Source organism: Embleya sp. NPDC005575 (assembly GCF_040605455.1).
GTDB lineage: Bacteria > Actinomycetota > Actinomycetes > Streptomycetales > Streptomycetaceae > Embleya.
The window spans coordinates 1-16,660 of record NZ_JBEXCV010000179.1; the positions used below are offsets into that span (position 1 = coordinate 1).

The following is a 16,660-nucleotide window of genomic DNA, read 5'->3' on the forward strand; positions in this document are numbered from 1 at the left end:
CCGCGCCGGTGGTGCCGGCGCGGCTGCTGCGCACGAGGTTGCCCGGCCGAACACGCGCACCCGCGCGGCGCCGCCCTCGTGCAGCAAGGCCGCGCTCTCCAGGGCGGATTGACCCGAGCCGATCACCACGATGTCCCGGTCCGCACCGAGTTCGGCCAGGTCCGCGTGTTCGGCGGAGTGTGAGACCAGGTCGGCACCCAGGCGTTCCAGCACGGGCGGCACATAGCGGTGCGCGGCCAGCCCGGTGGCCAGCACGACCGCGTCGACCTCGACCTCGGTGCCGTCCTCGCGGCCGAGCGCGAAGCCGTGTCCGGCCGGTTCGACGCCGGTGATCCGCATCCGATCCACGTCCGGCACGAGCCGGTCGGCATACCAGCGGCCGTAGGCCGCGAAGGTCTCCCGGGGCACTGGCTGATCGCCCGTCAGCGGCCGTTCGCCCCGGTCACGTTGGTAGCCGGCCAGGTCGAAACCCGGCCTCGGTGCGGCGATCGAGGACGCGTCCGGCCGGGACTTGAGCAGCATGCCGACCGGCATGTGGCGTCGCCAGCTCTCCATGGGCCTGCCGAACACGCGTGTGGTCACCCCGAGTTGGCGCAGGTGGGCGGCGAGCGAGAGGCCGTAGGGACCCGCTCCGACGATGGCGACGGTCATGGTGTGCATCCTTCGGGCATTCGATATGAATTGTTGGCTTATCCGGTGAAAGGTCGGTTCGCGCTGCTAGAAAGATCCGGACGGGGAGGCGACGACATGGGTGGGCGAGGGGTCGAGCTGGATCGTTCGGTGCCGGCGCTGCTGTTCAAGGTCGGCCGCTATCCGCTGCATCACGGCTCGGTCGGCGCGGTGCGTTCGCTCGGGCGGGCGGGCGTCGCGGTGCACGCGGTGGTCGAGGACGCGTACACCCCGACCGCGCTCTCCCGGCATCTGAGTCGGCGACACGTGTGGCCCACCACCGGTCTGGAGGACCCGGCGGCGCTGCTGGATCGGCTGGTGCGAATCGGTCGCGGGTTGCCCGCCCGCGCGGTGCTGGTGCCCACCGACGACGAGGCCGCGCTGCTCGCCGCCGGTGCGCAGGACCGGCTGGCCGAGTGTTTCCTGTTGCCGAAGATCGAACCGGACCTGCCCGCGGGACTGGCCGGCAAGCGCGGGCTCTACCAGCGTTGTCTGGCCCACGGGGTGCCCGCGCCGGACACCCGATTCCCGGCCGACCGCAACCGACTCGTCGACTGCGCACGCGAGTTGGGCTACCCGGTCGTGGTCAAGAACCTCGCACCGTGGGATCGGCTGCGCGCCCCGATGGTGGCCGGCACCACGCTCGTGCCCGACGAGCGTGCCCTGCTCGCCCTGGTCGGCGCCCCGCGCGCGGTGTTGTTGCAGGCGTACGTGCCGCGCGAGGCGGCGCAGGACTGGATCGTGCATCTGTACGCCGCGCCGGACGGCCGATGCGCACCGGTGTTCACCGGCCTCAAGCTCCGATCCTGGCCGCCGCACGCGGGCGTGACCACGTACGCACGGGCGTTGGCCAATCCGGGGCTGGCGCGCCGGTCGGCCCGGTTGTGTCGGGCGATCGGCTATCGCGGGCCGGCCGATCTGGACTGGCGGCTGGACCTGCGCGACGGGCGGTACAAGCTGGTCGACTTCAATCCGCGGGTGGGCGCCCAGTTCCGTATGTTCGAGACCGAGCGCGGACTGGACGTGGTGCGCGCCCTGCACCTGGACCTGACCGGTCGGACGATCCCGGCGGGCACCCAACGCGAGGGCCGGCGCTACGTCGCCGAGCATTTGGACGTCGCGGCGTTGTTCGCCTACCGGGGTCGGGCGGGAGCGGCCCGGCCGCCCGGCTACCCGCCGGTCCGCGGCGGCCTGGAACCGGCGTGGCTGACCTGGGACGATCCGCTGCCCGCCGCGGTGGCCGCGGTGCGGGCGCTCGCCGTGGCCGTGCGTCGGCGCGGGCGCTGAGGGTGTGCGGTGACGGTGATCCGGCTGGTGCGCCGCGCGGTGGCGCTGCTGCTGCCGGCCGTGCTGGTCGCGGCCTGCGGGTCCGGGCCGCCCGCCGGGCCGCGACTGTTGTTCGCCGAGGACTTCACCGGTTCGACGTTGGCCGCCGGGCGCTGGGTGACCTGCTACGACTGGAACCTGGACGGTTGCACCAACGCGGGCAACCGGGAGCAGCAGTGGTACCGGCCCGAGCAGGTTCGGGTGAGCGGGGGTCAGGCGATCCTGAGCGCGGTGCGCCGGCCCACCCGCGGCGCGGACCACGTCGTGTACCCGTGGGCGTCGGGCATGGTCTCGACCGGGCGGCCGAGTTGGTCCGGCCGCCCGCGCTTCACCTTCACCTACGGCCGGGTCGAGGCCGAGTTGCTGATGCCGCGCGCGCCGAACTCGTTCCCGGCGTTCTGGCTGATGCCCGCCTCCCGGTACACACCGCCGGAGGTGGACGTGGTCGAGTTGATCGGCGCGGACGATCGGGCCCGGTCCACGGTGCACTGGCGCGATCCGGACGGTCGTGCGCAGGCGTGGGTGCACGAGTCGCCCGCGCGCGACTGGTCGGACCGGTTCCACCACTTCGCGCTCGATTGGGCGTCGGATCGCCTGACGTGGTCGATCGACGGCGAGCGGGTGTGCACGGTGACCGATCCGGCGCGCATCCCGAACGAGCCGATGGAGGTGCTGTTCACGCTCGCGATGGGCTATCCGGATCCGGTGCCGGACCAGGTACACGACGCCGAGCTGCGGATCCGATCGGTGCGGGTGTGGGCACCCTGAGGGCGGGTCCGCCGCCGACGGGTCGCTCACCGGGTCACCCGGTCCGGCCCGCCACCGGATCGCGGTGTCCCCGCCAGGGATCGGGGTGTCCGCGCCGGCGCGCCCGGGTCCGCCGCCAGGCCCGCCAGGCCGGCGTGGTCAGCCCGTCGCGAAACGGTGCGACCCGGGCGCCGGCGCCGGCCAGCCAGGCGTCCAGCCGGGTCGCGCCGGTGTTCGCGCGCACCAGAAGGCGGGAGATCCGCCACGGGTCGTCCTCGCGCGAGCTGTGCGCGTCGCGCACGGCCATCGCGGTGCGAAAGCCGGCGAGTCGCACCGCCTCCCGCACGGCCGCGTTGTTGTAGCCGAACGGGTAGGCGAACGAGGTGATCGGGCATTCCAGTTCGGCTTCCAGTCGCTCGCGCGAGTCGGTGATCTCGCGGTGCATCAGCTCGACCGGCAGGGTGTCCAACTCGCGGTGCGTACAGCCGTGCGCGCCGATGGTCAGGCCCGGCGCGTCGACGATCTTGCGCAGATCGTCCCAGGTGAGCATCTCGGCGGGCGGCAGCGGTGGCCGCGGGGTGGGCCACAGCGCCTCGGTGGTCACGTAGAGCGTCGCGGGCAGATTCCGCTCGACCAGTTGCGGCAGCGCGTACCGGGCGAAGTCGGCGTAGCCGTCGTCGAAGGTGATCAACACGCTGTGTCGGGGCAGGTCGCGCCCGCCGTGCAGGGCCTCGGTGAAGCGGTCCAGGCCCACCGGGACCCGGCCGCCGGCCAGGATCCGGTCGAGGTGGCGGCCGAACTCGGCCGGGCCGACCGTGAAGGGTGCGATCCACGGCGGCGGGTCGTCGCGTACCGAGTGGTACAGCAGTACCGGAACCGCGGTCTCGGATCTCATCGAATGTCCCTTCGCGAGGCGTACGTGTGCGCGACGGTGCGGATCAGCGCCGCGGTGGTGGTCAGCCCCGCGAGCGTGCCGAGCACGCGGGGTCCGGAGAAGGCGCCGGCGAGCAGGAACGCCTCGGCGGTCAGCGCGCACAGCGCGGCGCTGCCGGCGACCGAGGTCACCGCGGTCGCAAGTGCCGTGGCGCCGTCCCCGGCGAGCGCGTAGCCGGGCCCGACCGCCAGGAACACGGCCACCACGAGCACCCGCAGCGGTTGTCCGGCGGGCAGTGCCGGGGCGCCGAACGCGAGCCAGCCGGCCGCGGCGGGCAGCGCCGCGCGAATGGGGCCGGTCACCGCCGGGGACCATTTCGGGTCGGGGCGTCCCGGATCGGGGCGGCCTGCGGCGGCGCGGTCCCGGTCGACGCGGTGCTCGGGTCGATCCGGTAGATCACCGCGTCCCGATCGCGCAGGAGCAGGGTGAAGCGCGGGGCCGCGGAGAGCGTGCGGTCCATCCGTTCGAGTGCGCCCGCCGGCAGCAGTCCGGTCTGCTCGCACTCGGCCCGCTGACCGGCGGTCAGGAACAGATACGCGGTGCTGCCCGCGTATTCGTCGGCCAGCGCGGTCAGGCCGGCGACCGGATCGCGCACGACGCCCTCACGCAGGGTCGACGTCTCCATCGCGAACCAGCGGTGCTGTTGTCGCTCGTAATCGGCGTAGGCACCGGGGAAGTTGTTGGTGGCCGCGACGATCAGATCTCCGGGGGCGGACACCGTGGCCAGCCACTGCCGGGCGGCGATCTCGCCGTCGGCAAAGTGGTTCTGCCGCTCCTTGCCGTAGTAGCCGAACACGAACCCGGTGAGCAGAAGCGCGAACACCACCGGGAGCAGCACCGCGCGCGGGCGCGGGCGCCGTCGGTCGCCGAACAGCGGCGCGAGCCACGAGGCGATCAAGAACGCCACCGCCGGGAGCGCGAACAGGTATACGCGGAAGATGATTTCGCCGCCGTACGCGCCGGCCGCGAGCAGCGGCAGCGGCGCGATCGCCAGCAACGTGGCGGGTGAGCGGCGCAATCGCGGGCAGCGGATCAGCGCGGTGGCGGCGAGCAGCACCACGCCGGCGGTCAGCGCACGATCGACCCGGGCGACCAGCACTTGCCCGGGCTCGGCGGTACCCAGATCCACCATCCCGGCGTGCGCGTTGGCCTCGAACTCGCCGAACTGGGACCAGGAGGTGCCGAGTTGGTCGAAGACGAAGGGCCGGGCCACGGTCAGGTCCCAGGCCGGGACGGCGACCGCGGTGAGCGCGAGCAGGGGCAGGGCAACCCGGCGGTGGGCGCGCGAGCAGGCCAGCGTGCCGGCCGCGACCACGAGCATCAGCGGGGTGAGCTGATGCGCCGTCACCACCGCGAGCACGAGCGGCGCGCACAGGGTGAGGGTGGCGAGCGGGCGTCGGTCGCGGTCCAGGACCAGCGCCAGGATGCTCACGTAGAGTACGAACGCGAAGGTCTGCGGCGCGAAGTAGTCCTGGCCGACCCACGCGGTGCCGAAGTAGATCCACACCGCCGTCCAGACGATCCGCCGGTTGCGGGTGAGGGTGCGATAAAGCAGGACCAGCGGGCCGATCAGCAGCAGGTCGAAGGCGAGCGGCGACCAGGTCGCCAGGGTCAGCGCGTCGTGCACGCCGATGCCGCGAACCACGGCGGCGGCAGCGGCGAAGAAGCCCGGCCATTGGTGATACGGCGCCAACTCGCCCGCGTGCGGGAGGGTTTCGCCGGTGCGCAGAAACTGGTCGACCACCTCGACGTGCTTCCATGCCCACGCGTAGCGCAGGTGCTCGTACAGCACGGCGGGCGTCGCATGCAGCATGGTCACCAACGCGGCGGTGTACAGCGCGTATCGGGGCGCCCGGGCGGCGCGGTCGAGCAGGGTCGCGGCGAAGCCCGCGGTGAGCAGGCCCAGCGCGCACCAGTACAGGACCGGCAGCACGTCCAGCAAGCCGAGGCCGCCCATCCGGTCCACCGCGACCGGCATGCGCATCGCGAGCACCCACAGCAGCGCGGCGACCGGCAGGGCGAGCAGCCCGAACGCGCGGAAGGCGAGCGCCGCGGCGGTCGGCAGCGGCTCGTGGCCCAGGCCGCGCAGCCGACCGGTCGCGTACCCGAGCGCGGTGGTGAGCACGCCCAGGGCCAGGGCGGGGATGGTGGCCTTGGGTGGCGCGGCGTCCGGCGCGAACGGCCGGACCAGGGCCCGCGGGATGGTCGAGGCCAGGTAGGAACGCTCGGACGCGAGCGCGGTGTCGGTGCCGGTGTGCCGGCTGACCGCGGCCTTGGACAGGCCCTCGGCCCAGCAGCGGGCCCGGAAGTAGCGCCATGTGGTGCGCGCGGCCGGGACACGGTGGCGGACCACGGCGGCGGGCTGGTAGCCGAGCGTGCCGCCGCGGTGCCGGGCCGCCGCGCGGATGCACAGCTCGGTCTCCTCGCAGCCCAGCGGGCGGGTGCCGACCCGGCCCAGGTCGGTGCGGAAACCGCCGATGTCGAGCAGCACGCCGCGCCGGAAGGACATGTTGGCGCCGATCAGGTTGCGTACCGGCGCGGCGTGTTCGGGCATGCCCCGGTAGGTGCAGCCGACCACCCAGTCGAACTCGGCCGGGAACCAGGCCGGGCGCCCGGTGTCCCAGTTCGGCCGGATCCGGCCGCCGACGCCGAGCACCTTCGGGTCGGTGTAGCCGTCGAGCAGGCGCATGGTCCAGTCGGGTTCGGCCACCGCGTCGTCGTCGAGGAAGGCCACGATCTCGCCGTGGGCCCCCTCGACGCCGGTGTTGCGCGCCCCGGAGAGGCCGCGTCGACCGCGGTTGCGCAGCACGGTGATGTCGGTGAACTCGCGGGTGGCGCGGGTGGCGAGTTCGTGGCAGTGGTCGGCGACCAGGATCGTCTCGGCTGGTGGCTCGTCCTGCGCTCGGATCGAGGCGAGGGCGGCGCTCAGGTCGTCCCAGCGGTCCATCGTGTAGGCGCAGACGATCACGGTCAGGGTGGGTCGGGGCGGCGTGTGCTCCGCCGGTGGCACGGCCTGCCGGGCCGCCGCCGCCCGGGCCCGCCGGACGGCCGCCTCCTCGGCCCGGATGGCGACCCAGGCCAGGCGCCTGGTTTGCGGTGGGGTCTCCGTCATGCGGGCCTCCCGGGGGTGGTGGGCAGCCAGACCCGGCGGGCGGTCAGCAGCGCGAGCGCGGTCGCGGTCTGCGCACCGAGCCATGCGACGCCGGCGCCGAGCACGCCGAGCACGGGCAGCAGGACGACGGTCAGGGTCAGTACGACGGTGGCGAGCGCGGCCTGGATGGCAACCACCACGCGCATCCGGCCGAGCACGCGGCATGCGCCGATCGCGGTGGCGACCACCAGGTGTGGCAGCGCGGACAGGGCCAGGAGTTGCAGCAGCGTCGACCCGTTGCGGGCATAGCCGGGCCCGAACACGCGCAGCACCAGCGGCGCGCCGGCGACGAGAGCGGTGATCGCGAGTGCGAGCAGTGCTCCGGTGTGCCGGAGCACCCGACGGCAGGCCGCGCCGAGTCCGGCGCGCTCGCCGGCCGCCTCGACCAGCAGCGACGCACCCATGTTGAGGCTGATCAGGTAGAGCGTGTTGGCCACCACCCAGGCGAGCGAGAAGTAGGCGCTCTCCCGGGCACCGACGTGCTCCAGCACGATGATCGGCGGCAGCGTGGTCGCGGCCAGCCAGCACAGCGTGCCCAGATAGTCGGCGCCGGCGTAGCGCAGGACGGAACGGCCGAGCAGGAAGCCGGACCCGTCCCGAACGCACCCGGGCCGGCTGGTCGGCAGCAGTCGGGCGAACAACCACGCGTCCACCACGACCAGGGCGGCGACCAGGGCGAGTGTCCAGGACATCAGGATCCCGATCGTGGGCATGAGCCCGGCGAGCGCGGCGACGAAGACGATCTTGGCGACCGCGAAGCCGCTGTTCTTGCCCACCACCAGTCCCGGTCGGCGCAGTCCGGTGAGCGCGCCGTCCTGGAGCGCGAACAGTGCGTACGCCACGGTGGTGGCCACGAAGCAGCACCCGGCCGCCGGTTCGCGGAGGAACCCCAGGCCCGGCGCGCACACCGGGATCAGCGCCAGGAAGCCCACCACCGCGACCAGCGTGGCGCCGCACGAGGCGGCGTACCCGGCTCGGATCAGCGCGCGCCGGTCCTGCCCCGCCTGCGGCAGGAAACGCACGAGCACGTTGCCCAGGCCCAGTTGGCCCAGCCCGGAGAGCAGCATCAGCGCGGACACGGCGGCGTAGCTGCGGCCCACCGTCGCGTCGCCGTACCAGCGGGTGGCAAGTGCCCAGTAGCCGGCGCCGAATGCCGAGGTGACCAGCGATCCGACGGTCAGCACATGGCCGTTGCGCAGCAGCGGATCCACCCGAAGGCGGCTCGGCCGGCGCAGCTGAGCCTGCGTCACCGGGCCTGCTCCGGTTGCTCCCAGGGCGTTCGCACGCCGTGCATGCGCACCCGGGCGTGCAGGTAGGCGAGCGGGCCGCCGGCCAGCGCACGACGTTCGAGCCCGGTCAGGCGGGCGGGCCAGGGGACTTCGGGCCGGCCGGGCGCGCGGGTGCGGGCCAGGGCGTACCGGATGCCGCCGGGCACGCGGCGGGCGAGCACGCCGAGCGTGCGCGGCTCGCGCAGCACGGCGGCGGTCAGGTAGGCGCCCAGGCCGGTGCCGTAGCCGCGGACCTGGTGCGCCACCGCGGCGCGATCGGCGCGATGCCGGTGCCAGATCAGCGCGCCGGGTTCGTAGCCGATCCGGTGGCCACGCACGATGGTGCGAAAGAACGCGAGCAGGTCGTCGCCGCCGCGCGCGGGCGTGCCGGCCCCGGTCGCCGGGTCGAAGCCGCCCATCGCGCGCAGCACGTCGGCACGAAAGGCCATGTTCGCGCCCGAACCGAAGCGGCCCGCGGTGAACGGGAACAGCGGATCCGTCGGCGGCGCCTGGGCGTCGTACAGCACGGGCTCGAACCCCTTGGCGAAGCCCCCGTGGTGATGCAGCAGCAGCTGCGCGGGGGTGCGCAATTCGGCGGGCAGGATCAGCCCGGTGACACACCCTGGCCGGCCCGCCCGGGCGAAGCCGGCGACCAGGCCGGCGACCCAGCCGGGGTCGGCCAGCACGTCGTCGTCGGTGAAGGCGAGCAGTTCGCCGGTGGCGGCGGCGATGCCTCGGTTGTGCGCGAGCGCCAGGCCGGCGCGGGGTTCGCGGACGTAGCGCACCAGGCCGGCACAGCCGCCGCGGACCACGCTCGCGGTGCGGTTGGTGGTGGGCGCGTTGTCCACCACGATCAGCTCGATGTCGGGATAGGTCTGCCACAGCAGGGTGCGCAGGCACGCGGCGAGCATTTCGGGTCGCTCCCGGGTCGCCACGATCACGCTGACCCGCGGCGTTTCCCGGCGTGCGGGCGGTCCGGGGCTGTGGTCGGGCGGGGCGGGGATACCGAATCGGGCATCGGCGGCGGCGATCAGCCGATCCGGGTCGGCGTCGTACGATTCCAGGTCGAGCAGGCCCACGGGGGTGCCGTTGTGCCGGACCAGGGCGAGTACGGCGCCCGTGGGGCACTCGGCCGGTCGGCCGTCGGGGGTGGTCAGCCGGGCGATGCCGGCGGCGGTCAGGTCGAGCACGCGCACATGCACCAGGTCGCGCGGGGCGACGGCGGGGTCGGCGGCCGTGCGGCTCGGCGCGACCGGGCGCGGGATGCATACCGGGGTAGGTGCGGCGGCCGGGTCCGGGCCGGACGGCGGGTCGGTGTGCTCGGCCGGGCGCCGGCTCGGGATCAGCGGCGTCGGGTTCGGGTCCGGATCGGGTCGCGAGGTCAACCGCCCTCCCCTGCCCGGATCGTCCGCACGCCGCCGTGCTCGCGCAGCACGGTGCGCAGCACCCGGTGTCCGTCGCGCAACGCGTTGAGGTTGGATCGGCCGCTGCGGCGAGGCAGTTCGAGACTGGGCACCTCGGCGATGCGCAGCCCGGCGCGGAGCGCGCGGACGATCATCTCGGCCTCGATCTCGAAGCCGGTCGAGCGCAGGTCGAGATGGTCGAGGAAGCACCGGCGAAACGCACAGAAGCCGTAGCACAGATCGGTGAGCCGGTAGCGGTAGAGCCGACTCACCAGCGCCATCAGCGCGTAATTGCCCATACTGCGCAGCGTGGTCAGGTCGAGCGATCCGCCGCCGCCGACGAACCGGGAGCCCTTGACGAAGTCGTAGCCGTTGGTCAGGAAGTGCACGTAGTGCGGGATCTCCTGCGGCGACATGCTGCCGTCGGCGTCGATGGTGACGATGATGTCGCCGGTCGCGTGCCGGAATCCGGTGCGCAGCGCACTGCCCTTACCGGGCCCGGACTGCGGGATGACCCGGGCCGCGGGCAGGTAGCGGCGGGTGATCAGCGAGGTGGCGTCGGTGGAGTCGCCGTCGATCAACAGGACCTCGTCGACGCCTTCGGGTATCTGTTGGAGCACCCAGGGCAGGTTGCGGGCCTCGTTGCGGGCCGGTACGACCAGGGTGACCCGGTCGCGCGGCACCGCGTCCGGTACCGAGTGCCCGGCGCGCAGCGGTGTACCGCCGGGCAGTTCGGCGATCCGGGGCAATGGACGTGTCGCGTGTGCCGTGTGCGTCGTGTCGTGCATGACCGGCCCCCTCCCGTCTGCCGCGCGCCCCGGGAGGCGCCCGGCATCGGGCCGGCGGACCGGCCCGAGATCGGTGACGCCGGGTGTCGATGGCACGACACCCGGTCATCGCTGATCGTGGTTGGGCGGCGAAAGCAGGGTCAATCGGACCGAAGATGCTTTGCCAAGACGTTACGGTTGGGCGTTTTTACCGTCGAATGCCAGTTCGGTGATTTCCGTGCCTCTTGGGGCGATATCGGCCGTTTCAGCAGGAGCAGTCGCACGAACAACATTCGCCGCACTCACAGCAGCTGCCGCAGCAGTCACAACCGTCGCAGCAGTCCCCGCAGTCGCACTTGTGGCAGCAGCCCTGCCGCTGTTGGCCGGTGCACGGGTCCTCGAACGATTCGCGGCAGCACCACTGGCACGTGCAGCACAACCCGGCCCAGATCGCGCAGGCGACGAACACGTTGTGCCCGCCGGGCGGCGGAGGCGGCGGGGTCGGACCACCGGGCGGACCCCACGGGCTGTTCGGGTCGTAGGGATTCCCGGGCGGCTGCTGGTTCGGCGGCTGCGGGTAGGGCGGCTGCTGGTTGGGCCAGGAACCCTCGGGCCGCGCGGCCAGACGCCGTTCGGGCCGTTCGCCGTGCTTGGCACAGCCGTTGCCGTGTTTGCCGCCGACCGAGCAGGACGGCGACTCGACCGGGAAGCCCGCGTGCCGGAAGGACCGGTCGATCGCCTCGTCGATCTCGTGCACGAGCAGCCGGTGCACGAGCACGCCGTCGACGAACTCGACCTCGGCCAGCGCGAGTCTGATCCCGGTGGCGGCGTCGCGGCACAACCGGTGCGCCTCGTCCGGCCCGGTCCCGGTGGCGAGCAGCGGGTTCCAGGCGCCGGCCGCACGGTCGGCGTGGATGTCCTCGACCGCGTCGAGCAGGTGCGCGAGCCGCCCGAACAACCGACCCGCCTCGGCCAACGACTTGGCGTTGTCCGGGCGTTCGGCCAGCACCGCGGTGTGCGCGAACGCGGCGCCGGTCGCGGTCTCGGTGGGTTCGGTCACGGTCAGCACGGACACACCCGGCCCGGCCAGCGCCTCGACCTCGACCTGCCGGTCCACCGCCTCGACCATCACGGCCGTGTCGAAGCCGACCTCCAGCGCGGCGTCCGCACCCTGGCGGGCCCAGCGCTCGGCAACCCGGCGCGCACCCCCCGCCACCGCGCGCCGCTTGTACACGCCGTCACCGTCGTCGATGTGGTCGCGCATCTTCGCCGACGCGAGCACCAGGGACACCGCGCCCGCCAACCGGGCACCCTCGCCCATCGCGACGTCGGCCCGACGCATCGCGCGCAGCGGGCACGGGCCGGCCTTGCGTCGGCCGTCCGCCGTGGGCCGCGCGCACTGCGCCTCGACCAGGACCGAGATGATCAGCCCGTCGTAGTTGGTGGCGACCCGGGCCGCCTGCCCGTGGTCGTCCCGCAGCGCGAGACACATGCCGCACAGATGCGCCATCCACTCGCTCTGCAGTTTCTCCGACAGTCGATGCCGGCACGGCCGGATGATCCCGAACAACCCCTCGCCCCATTTCACTGCGCCGTTCCGGTCCCCCACGGACGGCTCAGCCTACTGATCACCCGTCACCTCCGTTCGGGATCCGCACCCGGGCCGGCCGGGGCCGACGACCGGCCCACCCGTAGGATCCGCAGCGTGAGCGCATCGATACTGGTCGTCTGCAGCGGGAACATCTGCCGCTCCCCCTTGGTCGAGGCGCTGTTGCGGCACCGGCTGGCCGGTTCGGCGCTGCCCGCCGAAATCTCCTCCGCGGGCACGATCGATTGGAACAGCCGGCCGATGGCCGACAACAGCGCTCTGGTGCTGCGCGAATACGGGATCGACCCGGGCACGCACCGCAGCCGCAAGCTCACCGCCGACCTGCTGCGCGCGGCCGACCTGGTGATCGGCATGTCGCGCGAACACCACTGGGCGATCGAGGCGCTCGCCGCCGATGCCCTGCCCCGCACCTTCGTGCTCGGCGAACTCGTGCGGCTGGGCGAGCGGTTCGGCCCGCGCGGCGAACTGCCGCTCACCGACTGGGTGGCCCGGGTCGACGCCCTGCGACCGGCGAACCGACTGGCCCGTCCCGCCGACGAACTCGACGACCCGATGGGCGAACCGCTCGAGTCGTTCCGGGTGATGGGCGCCCGCGCGGACGAACTCACCGCGCGGCTGGTGGGCCTGCTGGCGGGGTGATCCGTTCGCGGCGGCGAGCCGGCTCATTCGAACAAATGATCTTTCCTCGCCGTACGGCAAGGCCCCTGGGCACACCGACCTTTTGGCTGCCTCGTAGACTCGCTGTCCCGTCGTGGGGATCGGCGGTACCGGGTGGGGTGGTCATGCGCGACGCAGAGCACAACCGGAACGACCAGGGCGACCGCGAGTACGGCGGTCACGACGGCGACTACGAGGACGAGAACCGGCGCCGGCACGGCTGGGTTTTCCTCGTCTTGGCGCTGTTACTGGTCGTCGGCACGGGTTACGGGGCCTACTCGTTCCTGAGGCAGGACGACCCCGCCTCGACCGCCAAGACACCATCGACCGCGTCCGGGACGGCGGGCGCCGTGGAGCGGAGTCCGCGCAACGCCGCGCGGCGCTTCCTCGGCGAGTGGCAGGCGGGCAATTGGACCGGCGCGGGCGCGCTCACCACCGATCCGAACGCGGCGGGCGCGGCCCTGGTGGGTCTGGACGACGGGCTCCGGGTGAGCAGTCGCCGCCTCACCGTGGGCGAGGCGCAACCCGAACGGCCGGACGGCGGTATCCCGGTGCCGTTCGAGGCACGGCTGACGCTCGAAAACGCCGGCGAATGGACGTACACCGGCACGCTGACCGTCGCCAAGGCGCCTGACCGGGGCTACCTGGTCGGCTGGGCGCCGACCGCGCTGCATCCGGAGCTGACCGCGACCACCCGGCTCAAGCTGGCGCCCAATCAGGGCGGCGTCGGCGGCGAGGAGTTGCGCGCGAAGGACGGCTCGGCGCTGTCGCCGACCGACTACCCCTCGCTGGCCGCGATCCGGACCGGACTGGCGAGCAAGGCCCGGCCCGCCGAGCAGGCCGCGTCCGGCGGCACGGTGCTGCTGGTCGACGCGGGCACGAGCGCCACGGTCAAGCAGGTCGCCACGGTCGGCACGGTGCAGACCGCGCCGCCCGCGGACGGCGGCGTGCGGACCACGCTCGACGCCAAGCTCCAGGCGGCGGCCGAGCAGGCGGTCGGGGGCGAGTCGCGGACCACCTCGCTCGCGGCGGTGCGGATCGGTACCGGCGAGATCGTCGCGCTGGCGAACAACCCGGCGGGCGGCCCGAACAACGCGTTCCTGGGCACCACCCCGCCCGGCTCGACGCTGAAGATCGTCACGGCGGCAACGCTGCTGACCAAGGGCGCGGTCGACCTGGACGACAAGGTCGGCTGTCCCGAATCGGCGAACGCGGGCGGTATGCGATTCACCAACTCCGAGGGGCGCGCGTTCCCCGAGGGCACCTTCAAGCTCGCCTTCGCCCAGTCCTGCAACACCACGATGGCGAACCTGTCCGGCAAGCTCACCGGCGGGGACCTGGCCGGCATCGCGCACGACTGCTTCGGCATCGGCGGCAACTGGAAGACCGGGATCGTCTCGTTCGACGGCCGAGTACCCGTCGCGACCGACGACACCATGAAGGCCGCGAACATGATCGGCCAGGGCCAGGTGCAGATGAACCCGCTCACCATGGCCTCGGTGGTCGCCACCGCCAAGTCCGGTACGTTCCGCCAGCCGCATCTGCTCGTCGACCAGGAGGGCCTGTGGCGGGCTCCGCGCGGGCTCGCACCCGCGGTGAGCAGCCGGTTGCGCACGCTGATGCGGGCGGTGGTCACCGAGGGCACCGCGCATGACTCGCTCGGCGGGCTCGGCGGCGACGTGGGCGCCAAGACCGGCACCGCCGAGGTCGGCGGCGGCAAACCGAACAACGGCTGGATGGTCGCCTATCGCGGCGACATCGCGGTCGCGGTCTGGGTCGAGGGCGGCATCACCGGCGGTAGGTCGGCCGGGCCGATCGTCAAGTCGTTCCTGGGTGCGGCGGGCTGAGCGGCCGTAGTCCATCATGGGCAGCGTGAGCGAACACGATCTTGCCGACGAGGGCCCTGGCCGGGCCGAGACCTTCCTCGACCTGCTGCGCTTGGAGCAGATCGAGGAGAACATCTTCCGGGGCTGGTGCCACGCCGGCGCGCCGCTGCGGGCCTTCGGCGGCCAGGTCGCCGCCCAGGCCCTGGTGGCGGCGGGCCGCACGGTGGTCCCGGACCGGCACGTGCACTCGCTGCACAGCTACTTCCTGCGCCCCGGCAGCACCACGGCACCCATCGTGTACCAGGTCGACCGGGTCCGGGACGGGCGCTCGTTCGCGACTCGGCGCGTGACCGGCGTACAACACGGCGCGGTGATCTTCACGCTGTCGGCGTCCTTCAAGGTGGCCGAGGAGACCCCGGGGCACCGCCGCGCGATGCCGGACGTCCCGCTTCCGGAGGACCTCCCGGATCCGTACGAGAAGCTGTCCGCCGAGGAGCGCGCGCACTACGAGGAGTCGCAGACCCGGCTGCTGATGGACCTGCGCTTCGTCCCGGAGGACCGATCACCGGGCACCCACATCGTCGACGGCATCCCGCACCAGAGGGTGTGGATGCGGGCCGCCAAGCAGCTTCCGGACGACCCGCTGCTGCACGTGTGCGGGCTGACCTACATGTCCGACCTGACGCTCGCGGGCACTGCGGCCAAGCCGTACATCACCGATCCGTCGAAGCTGCAGATGGCCTCGCTCGACCACGCGGTGTGGTTCCTGCGTCCGTTCCGCGCCGACGAGTGGCTGCTGTTCGCCCAGGCTTCGCCGTCCGCCCAGGATGCCCGCGGGCTGGCGATGGGCGAGTTCTACAACCACGACGGAGTGCTGGTGGCATCAGTGGTGCAGGAGGCGGTGATCCGGCAGCGGTAGCGTCCGGCGCGCGCTCCGCCGCCGGCCCGACCCGCCACGAATCTCCGTTCGGGGCAGGGGACTTGCTTGGTTTCGTGGTCCATGCCCGGTCGATTGCGGTTAGGCTCCCCGAATTCGGATTGAAGGTCGGGGGGGCTGCCGTGTCCGAGTTGTTCGAGCAAACGCCCGCACCGGGAGCGGCGATCGCGTCGCCCGGGGTCGCGGCGCAGATCGGCCGATCACGTCGGGGCGCACTCGGCAAGCGGCTGCGGGGGCTGCTGTACGGGCTGGTGATCTCCGGTGCGCTGCTCGGGTACGGATGGGGCCGGCAGGGCGCACCTGGCGCCGGGGCCTCGGTGGTCGTCGGCGTGATCTTCACGATCTTTTTCGTTCTCTGGGTCCCGGCCAGGATCGCCAACCACGTGAGTGCGGGCCGGGCGGTGCACCGACTGCTGCGGGAGCATCCGTGGGTGCCGGTCCGGTTCACCTTCACGGAGGTGGAACATCCGGATGGGTACCGGATCGAGGGCGTGCGGTTGCTCAAGGCGGACGGCGACACGCTGCTCGACCTGGACATCCCCTGGTCGGCCGAGCTGCGGCGGCAGGTGCGCGCGTCGAACGTGACCCGGCTGTGGTGCGCGGGCGATCCGATCACCGGTGCGGTGATCGCGCTGCCGGGTGGCCTGCACGCCTTCGTGTACACCCCGGACGCCGAGCCGAGCCCGGCGCTGAGCGCGACCGCCGCCGGGCACGACCCGCGGGCGGGCGTACCGGCCGGCATCGATCCCGGCGGGCTGGTGCTCGCGCCGCGGCGCGGGGTGCGCCTGCTTCGGCTGATCGCGTACAACGGGGCCGGGCTGGGCGTGCTCTCCCTCGTCGGCGGTCTGACCGGGTTCGCCGGCGACGACCGGTCACGGGCCTTGAGTTACCTGGTCCCGCCGCTCATGGTCGCCATCCCGTCGATCATGTTCCTGTTCATTCCGTTGACCGTGCCGACGCTGCGGATCGACGGCACCGGCATCACCCGCACCTCCGTGCGCGGGAAGATCGCCCGGCTGACCTGGGCGCAGCTGGTCGACGTCGAATTCCGGGGGGCCGAGCTGAACGCGTACTTCCGGCCCGGTGTCACGACGGACGGGTGGTACCTGTCCCCTCGCACCGGCCGTCGGAGCGGCGCGCTGGTCTTCCGGGAACGCTTCGGTCTGTCCCCGACGGAACGGCGGGCCCGCCGTGCGGCGATCTCGGCGGCGCTGCCGTTCTTCGCCTGGACGGTCGCGGGGGCGGCGGTGCACATCGACCTGGGCGACGGTTCGACCGCCCCGCAGCACTGACCACCGCCGCGGGCGCCTTCGGGACGGGCGGGGCGGGCGCCGCGGGCCCGGTCACGGCGGCGGTGCGGAGCCGG

General features: G+C 73.0%; 14 protein-coding genes. 6 read left to right on the forward strand and 8 right to left on the reverse strand.

All coding sequences use genetic code 11. The features are described from left to right. The coding region (locus tag ABZS54_RS36760) for a SidA/IucD/PvdA family monooxygenase (RefSeq protein ID WP_355546200.1) at positions 1 to 651 on the reverse strand (651 nt) is incomplete at its 3' end. A gap of 96 nt (positions 652 to 747) precedes the next feature. On the opposite strand from ABZS54_RS36760, the gene ABZS54_RS36765 reads away from it, so the two are divergent. Both ABZS54_RS36765 and ABZS54_RS36770 read left to right on the forward strand, forming a co-directional pair. Further along, on the forward strand, positions 748 to 1,956 hold the full coding sequence (locus tag ABZS54_RS36765) for an ATP-grasp domain-containing protein (protein ID WP_355546202.1): 1,209 nt from the start codon (positions 748 to 750) through the stop codon (positions 1,954 to 1,956). A gap of 9 nt (positions 1,957 to 1,965) precedes the next feature. After that, the gene (locus ABZS54_RS36770; RefSeq protein ID WP_355546204.1) at positions 1,966 to 2,763 is read left to right on the forward strand and encodes a glycoside hydrolase family 16 protein; all 798 of its coding nucleotides are present in this window, start codon (positions 1,966 to 1,968) and stop codon (positions 2,761 to 2,763) included. Between the two features lie 34 nt (positions 2,764 to 2,797). On the opposite strand, the gene ABZS54_RS36775 is transcribed toward ABZS54_RS36770, so the two are convergent. From ABZS54_RS36775 to ABZS54_RS36805, 7 genes are all read right to left on the reverse strand, one after another. Further along, complete coding sequence (locus ABZS54_RS36775; protein WP_355546206.1) at positions 2,798 to 3,637, reverse strand: polysaccharide deacetylase family protein; 840 nt, start codon at positions 3,635 to 3,637, stop codon at positions 2,798 to 2,800. After that, positions 3,634 to 3,978 (reverse strand): hypothetical protein, encoded by a 345-nt coding sequence (locus tag ABZS54_RS36780; protein ID WP_355546208.1) that lies wholly within the window; start codon positions 3,976 to 3,978, stop codon positions 3,634 to 3,636. The genes ABZS54_RS36775 and ABZS54_RS36780 overlap by 4 nt, the downstream gene beginning before the upstream one ends. Next, entirely contained in the window at positions 3,975 to 6,788 is a 2,814-nt protein-coding gene (locus tag ABZS54_RS36785) for a glycosyltransferase (RefSeq protein ID WP_355546210.1), read from the reverse strand. The genes ABZS54_RS36780 and ABZS54_RS36785 overlap by 4 nt, the downstream gene beginning before the upstream one ends. Further along, entirely contained in the window at positions 6,785 to 8,077 is a 1,293-nt protein-coding gene (locus ABZS54_RS36790) for an oligosaccharide flippase family protein (RefSeq protein ID WP_355546212.1), read from the reverse strand. The genes ABZS54_RS36785 and ABZS54_RS36790 overlap by 4 nt, the downstream gene beginning before the upstream one ends. After that, on the reverse strand, positions 8,074 to 9,480 hold the full coding sequence (locus tag ABZS54_RS36795) for a glycosyltransferase (protein ID WP_355546214.1): 1,407 nt from the start codon (positions 9,478 to 9,480) through the stop codon (positions 8,074 to 8,076). The genes ABZS54_RS36790 and ABZS54_RS36795 overlap by 4 nt, the downstream gene beginning before the upstream one ends. Then, positions 9,477 to 10,286 (reverse strand): glycosyltransferase family 2 protein, encoded by an 810-nt coding sequence (locus ABZS54_RS36800; protein ID WP_355546216.1) that lies wholly within the window; start codon positions 10,284 to 10,286, stop codon positions 9,477 to 9,479. Before ABZS54_RS36800 ends, ABZS54_RS36795 begins: the two co-directional genes overlap by 4 nt. A gap of 244 nt (positions 10,287 to 10,530) precedes the next feature. After that, a complete protein-coding gene (locus ABZS54_RS36805) occupies positions 10,531 to 11,853 on the reverse strand; it encodes a DUF5685 family protein (protein WP_355546218.1) in 1,323 nt (440 codons plus the stop codon). A 117-nt stretch (positions 11,854 to 11,970) separates the two neighbouring features. Between ABZS54_RS36805 and ABZS54_RS36810 the strand changes: the two genes are divergently transcribed. The 4 genes from ABZS54_RS36810 (at position 11,971) to ABZS54_RS36825 (ending at position 16,586) form a co-directional block, all read left to right on the forward strand. Beyond that, positions 11,971 to 12,513, forward strand: a complete 543-nt coding sequence (locus ABZS54_RS36810) for a low molecular weight phosphatase family protein (RefSeq protein WP_355546220.1) — start codon at positions 11,971 to 11,973, stop codon at positions 12,511 to 12,513. A gap of 143 nt (positions 12,514 to 12,656) precedes the next feature. After that, the gene (locus ABZS54_RS36815) at positions 12,657 to 14,378 is read left to right on the forward strand and encodes a penicillin-binding transpeptidase domain-containing protein (protein ID WP_355546222.1); all 1,722 of its coding nucleotides are present in this window, start codon (positions 12,657 to 12,659) and stop codon (positions 14,376 to 14,378) included. 25 nt (positions 14,379 to 14,403) lie between these two features. Continuing rightward, positions 14,404 to 15,276 (forward strand): acyl-CoA thioesterase II, encoded by an 873-nt coding sequence (locus tag ABZS54_RS36820; RefSeq protein WP_040877604.1) that lies wholly within the window; start codon positions 14,404 to 14,406, stop codon positions 15,274 to 15,276. 140 nt (positions 15,277 to 15,416) lie between these two features. Beyond that, complete coding sequence (locus ABZS54_RS36825; RefSeq protein ID WP_355546224.1) at positions 15,417 to 16,586, forward strand: hypothetical protein; 1,170 nt, start codon at positions 15,417 to 15,419, stop codon at positions 16,584 to 16,586. The last annotated feature ends 74 nt before the right edge of the window (positions 16,587 to 16,660 follow it).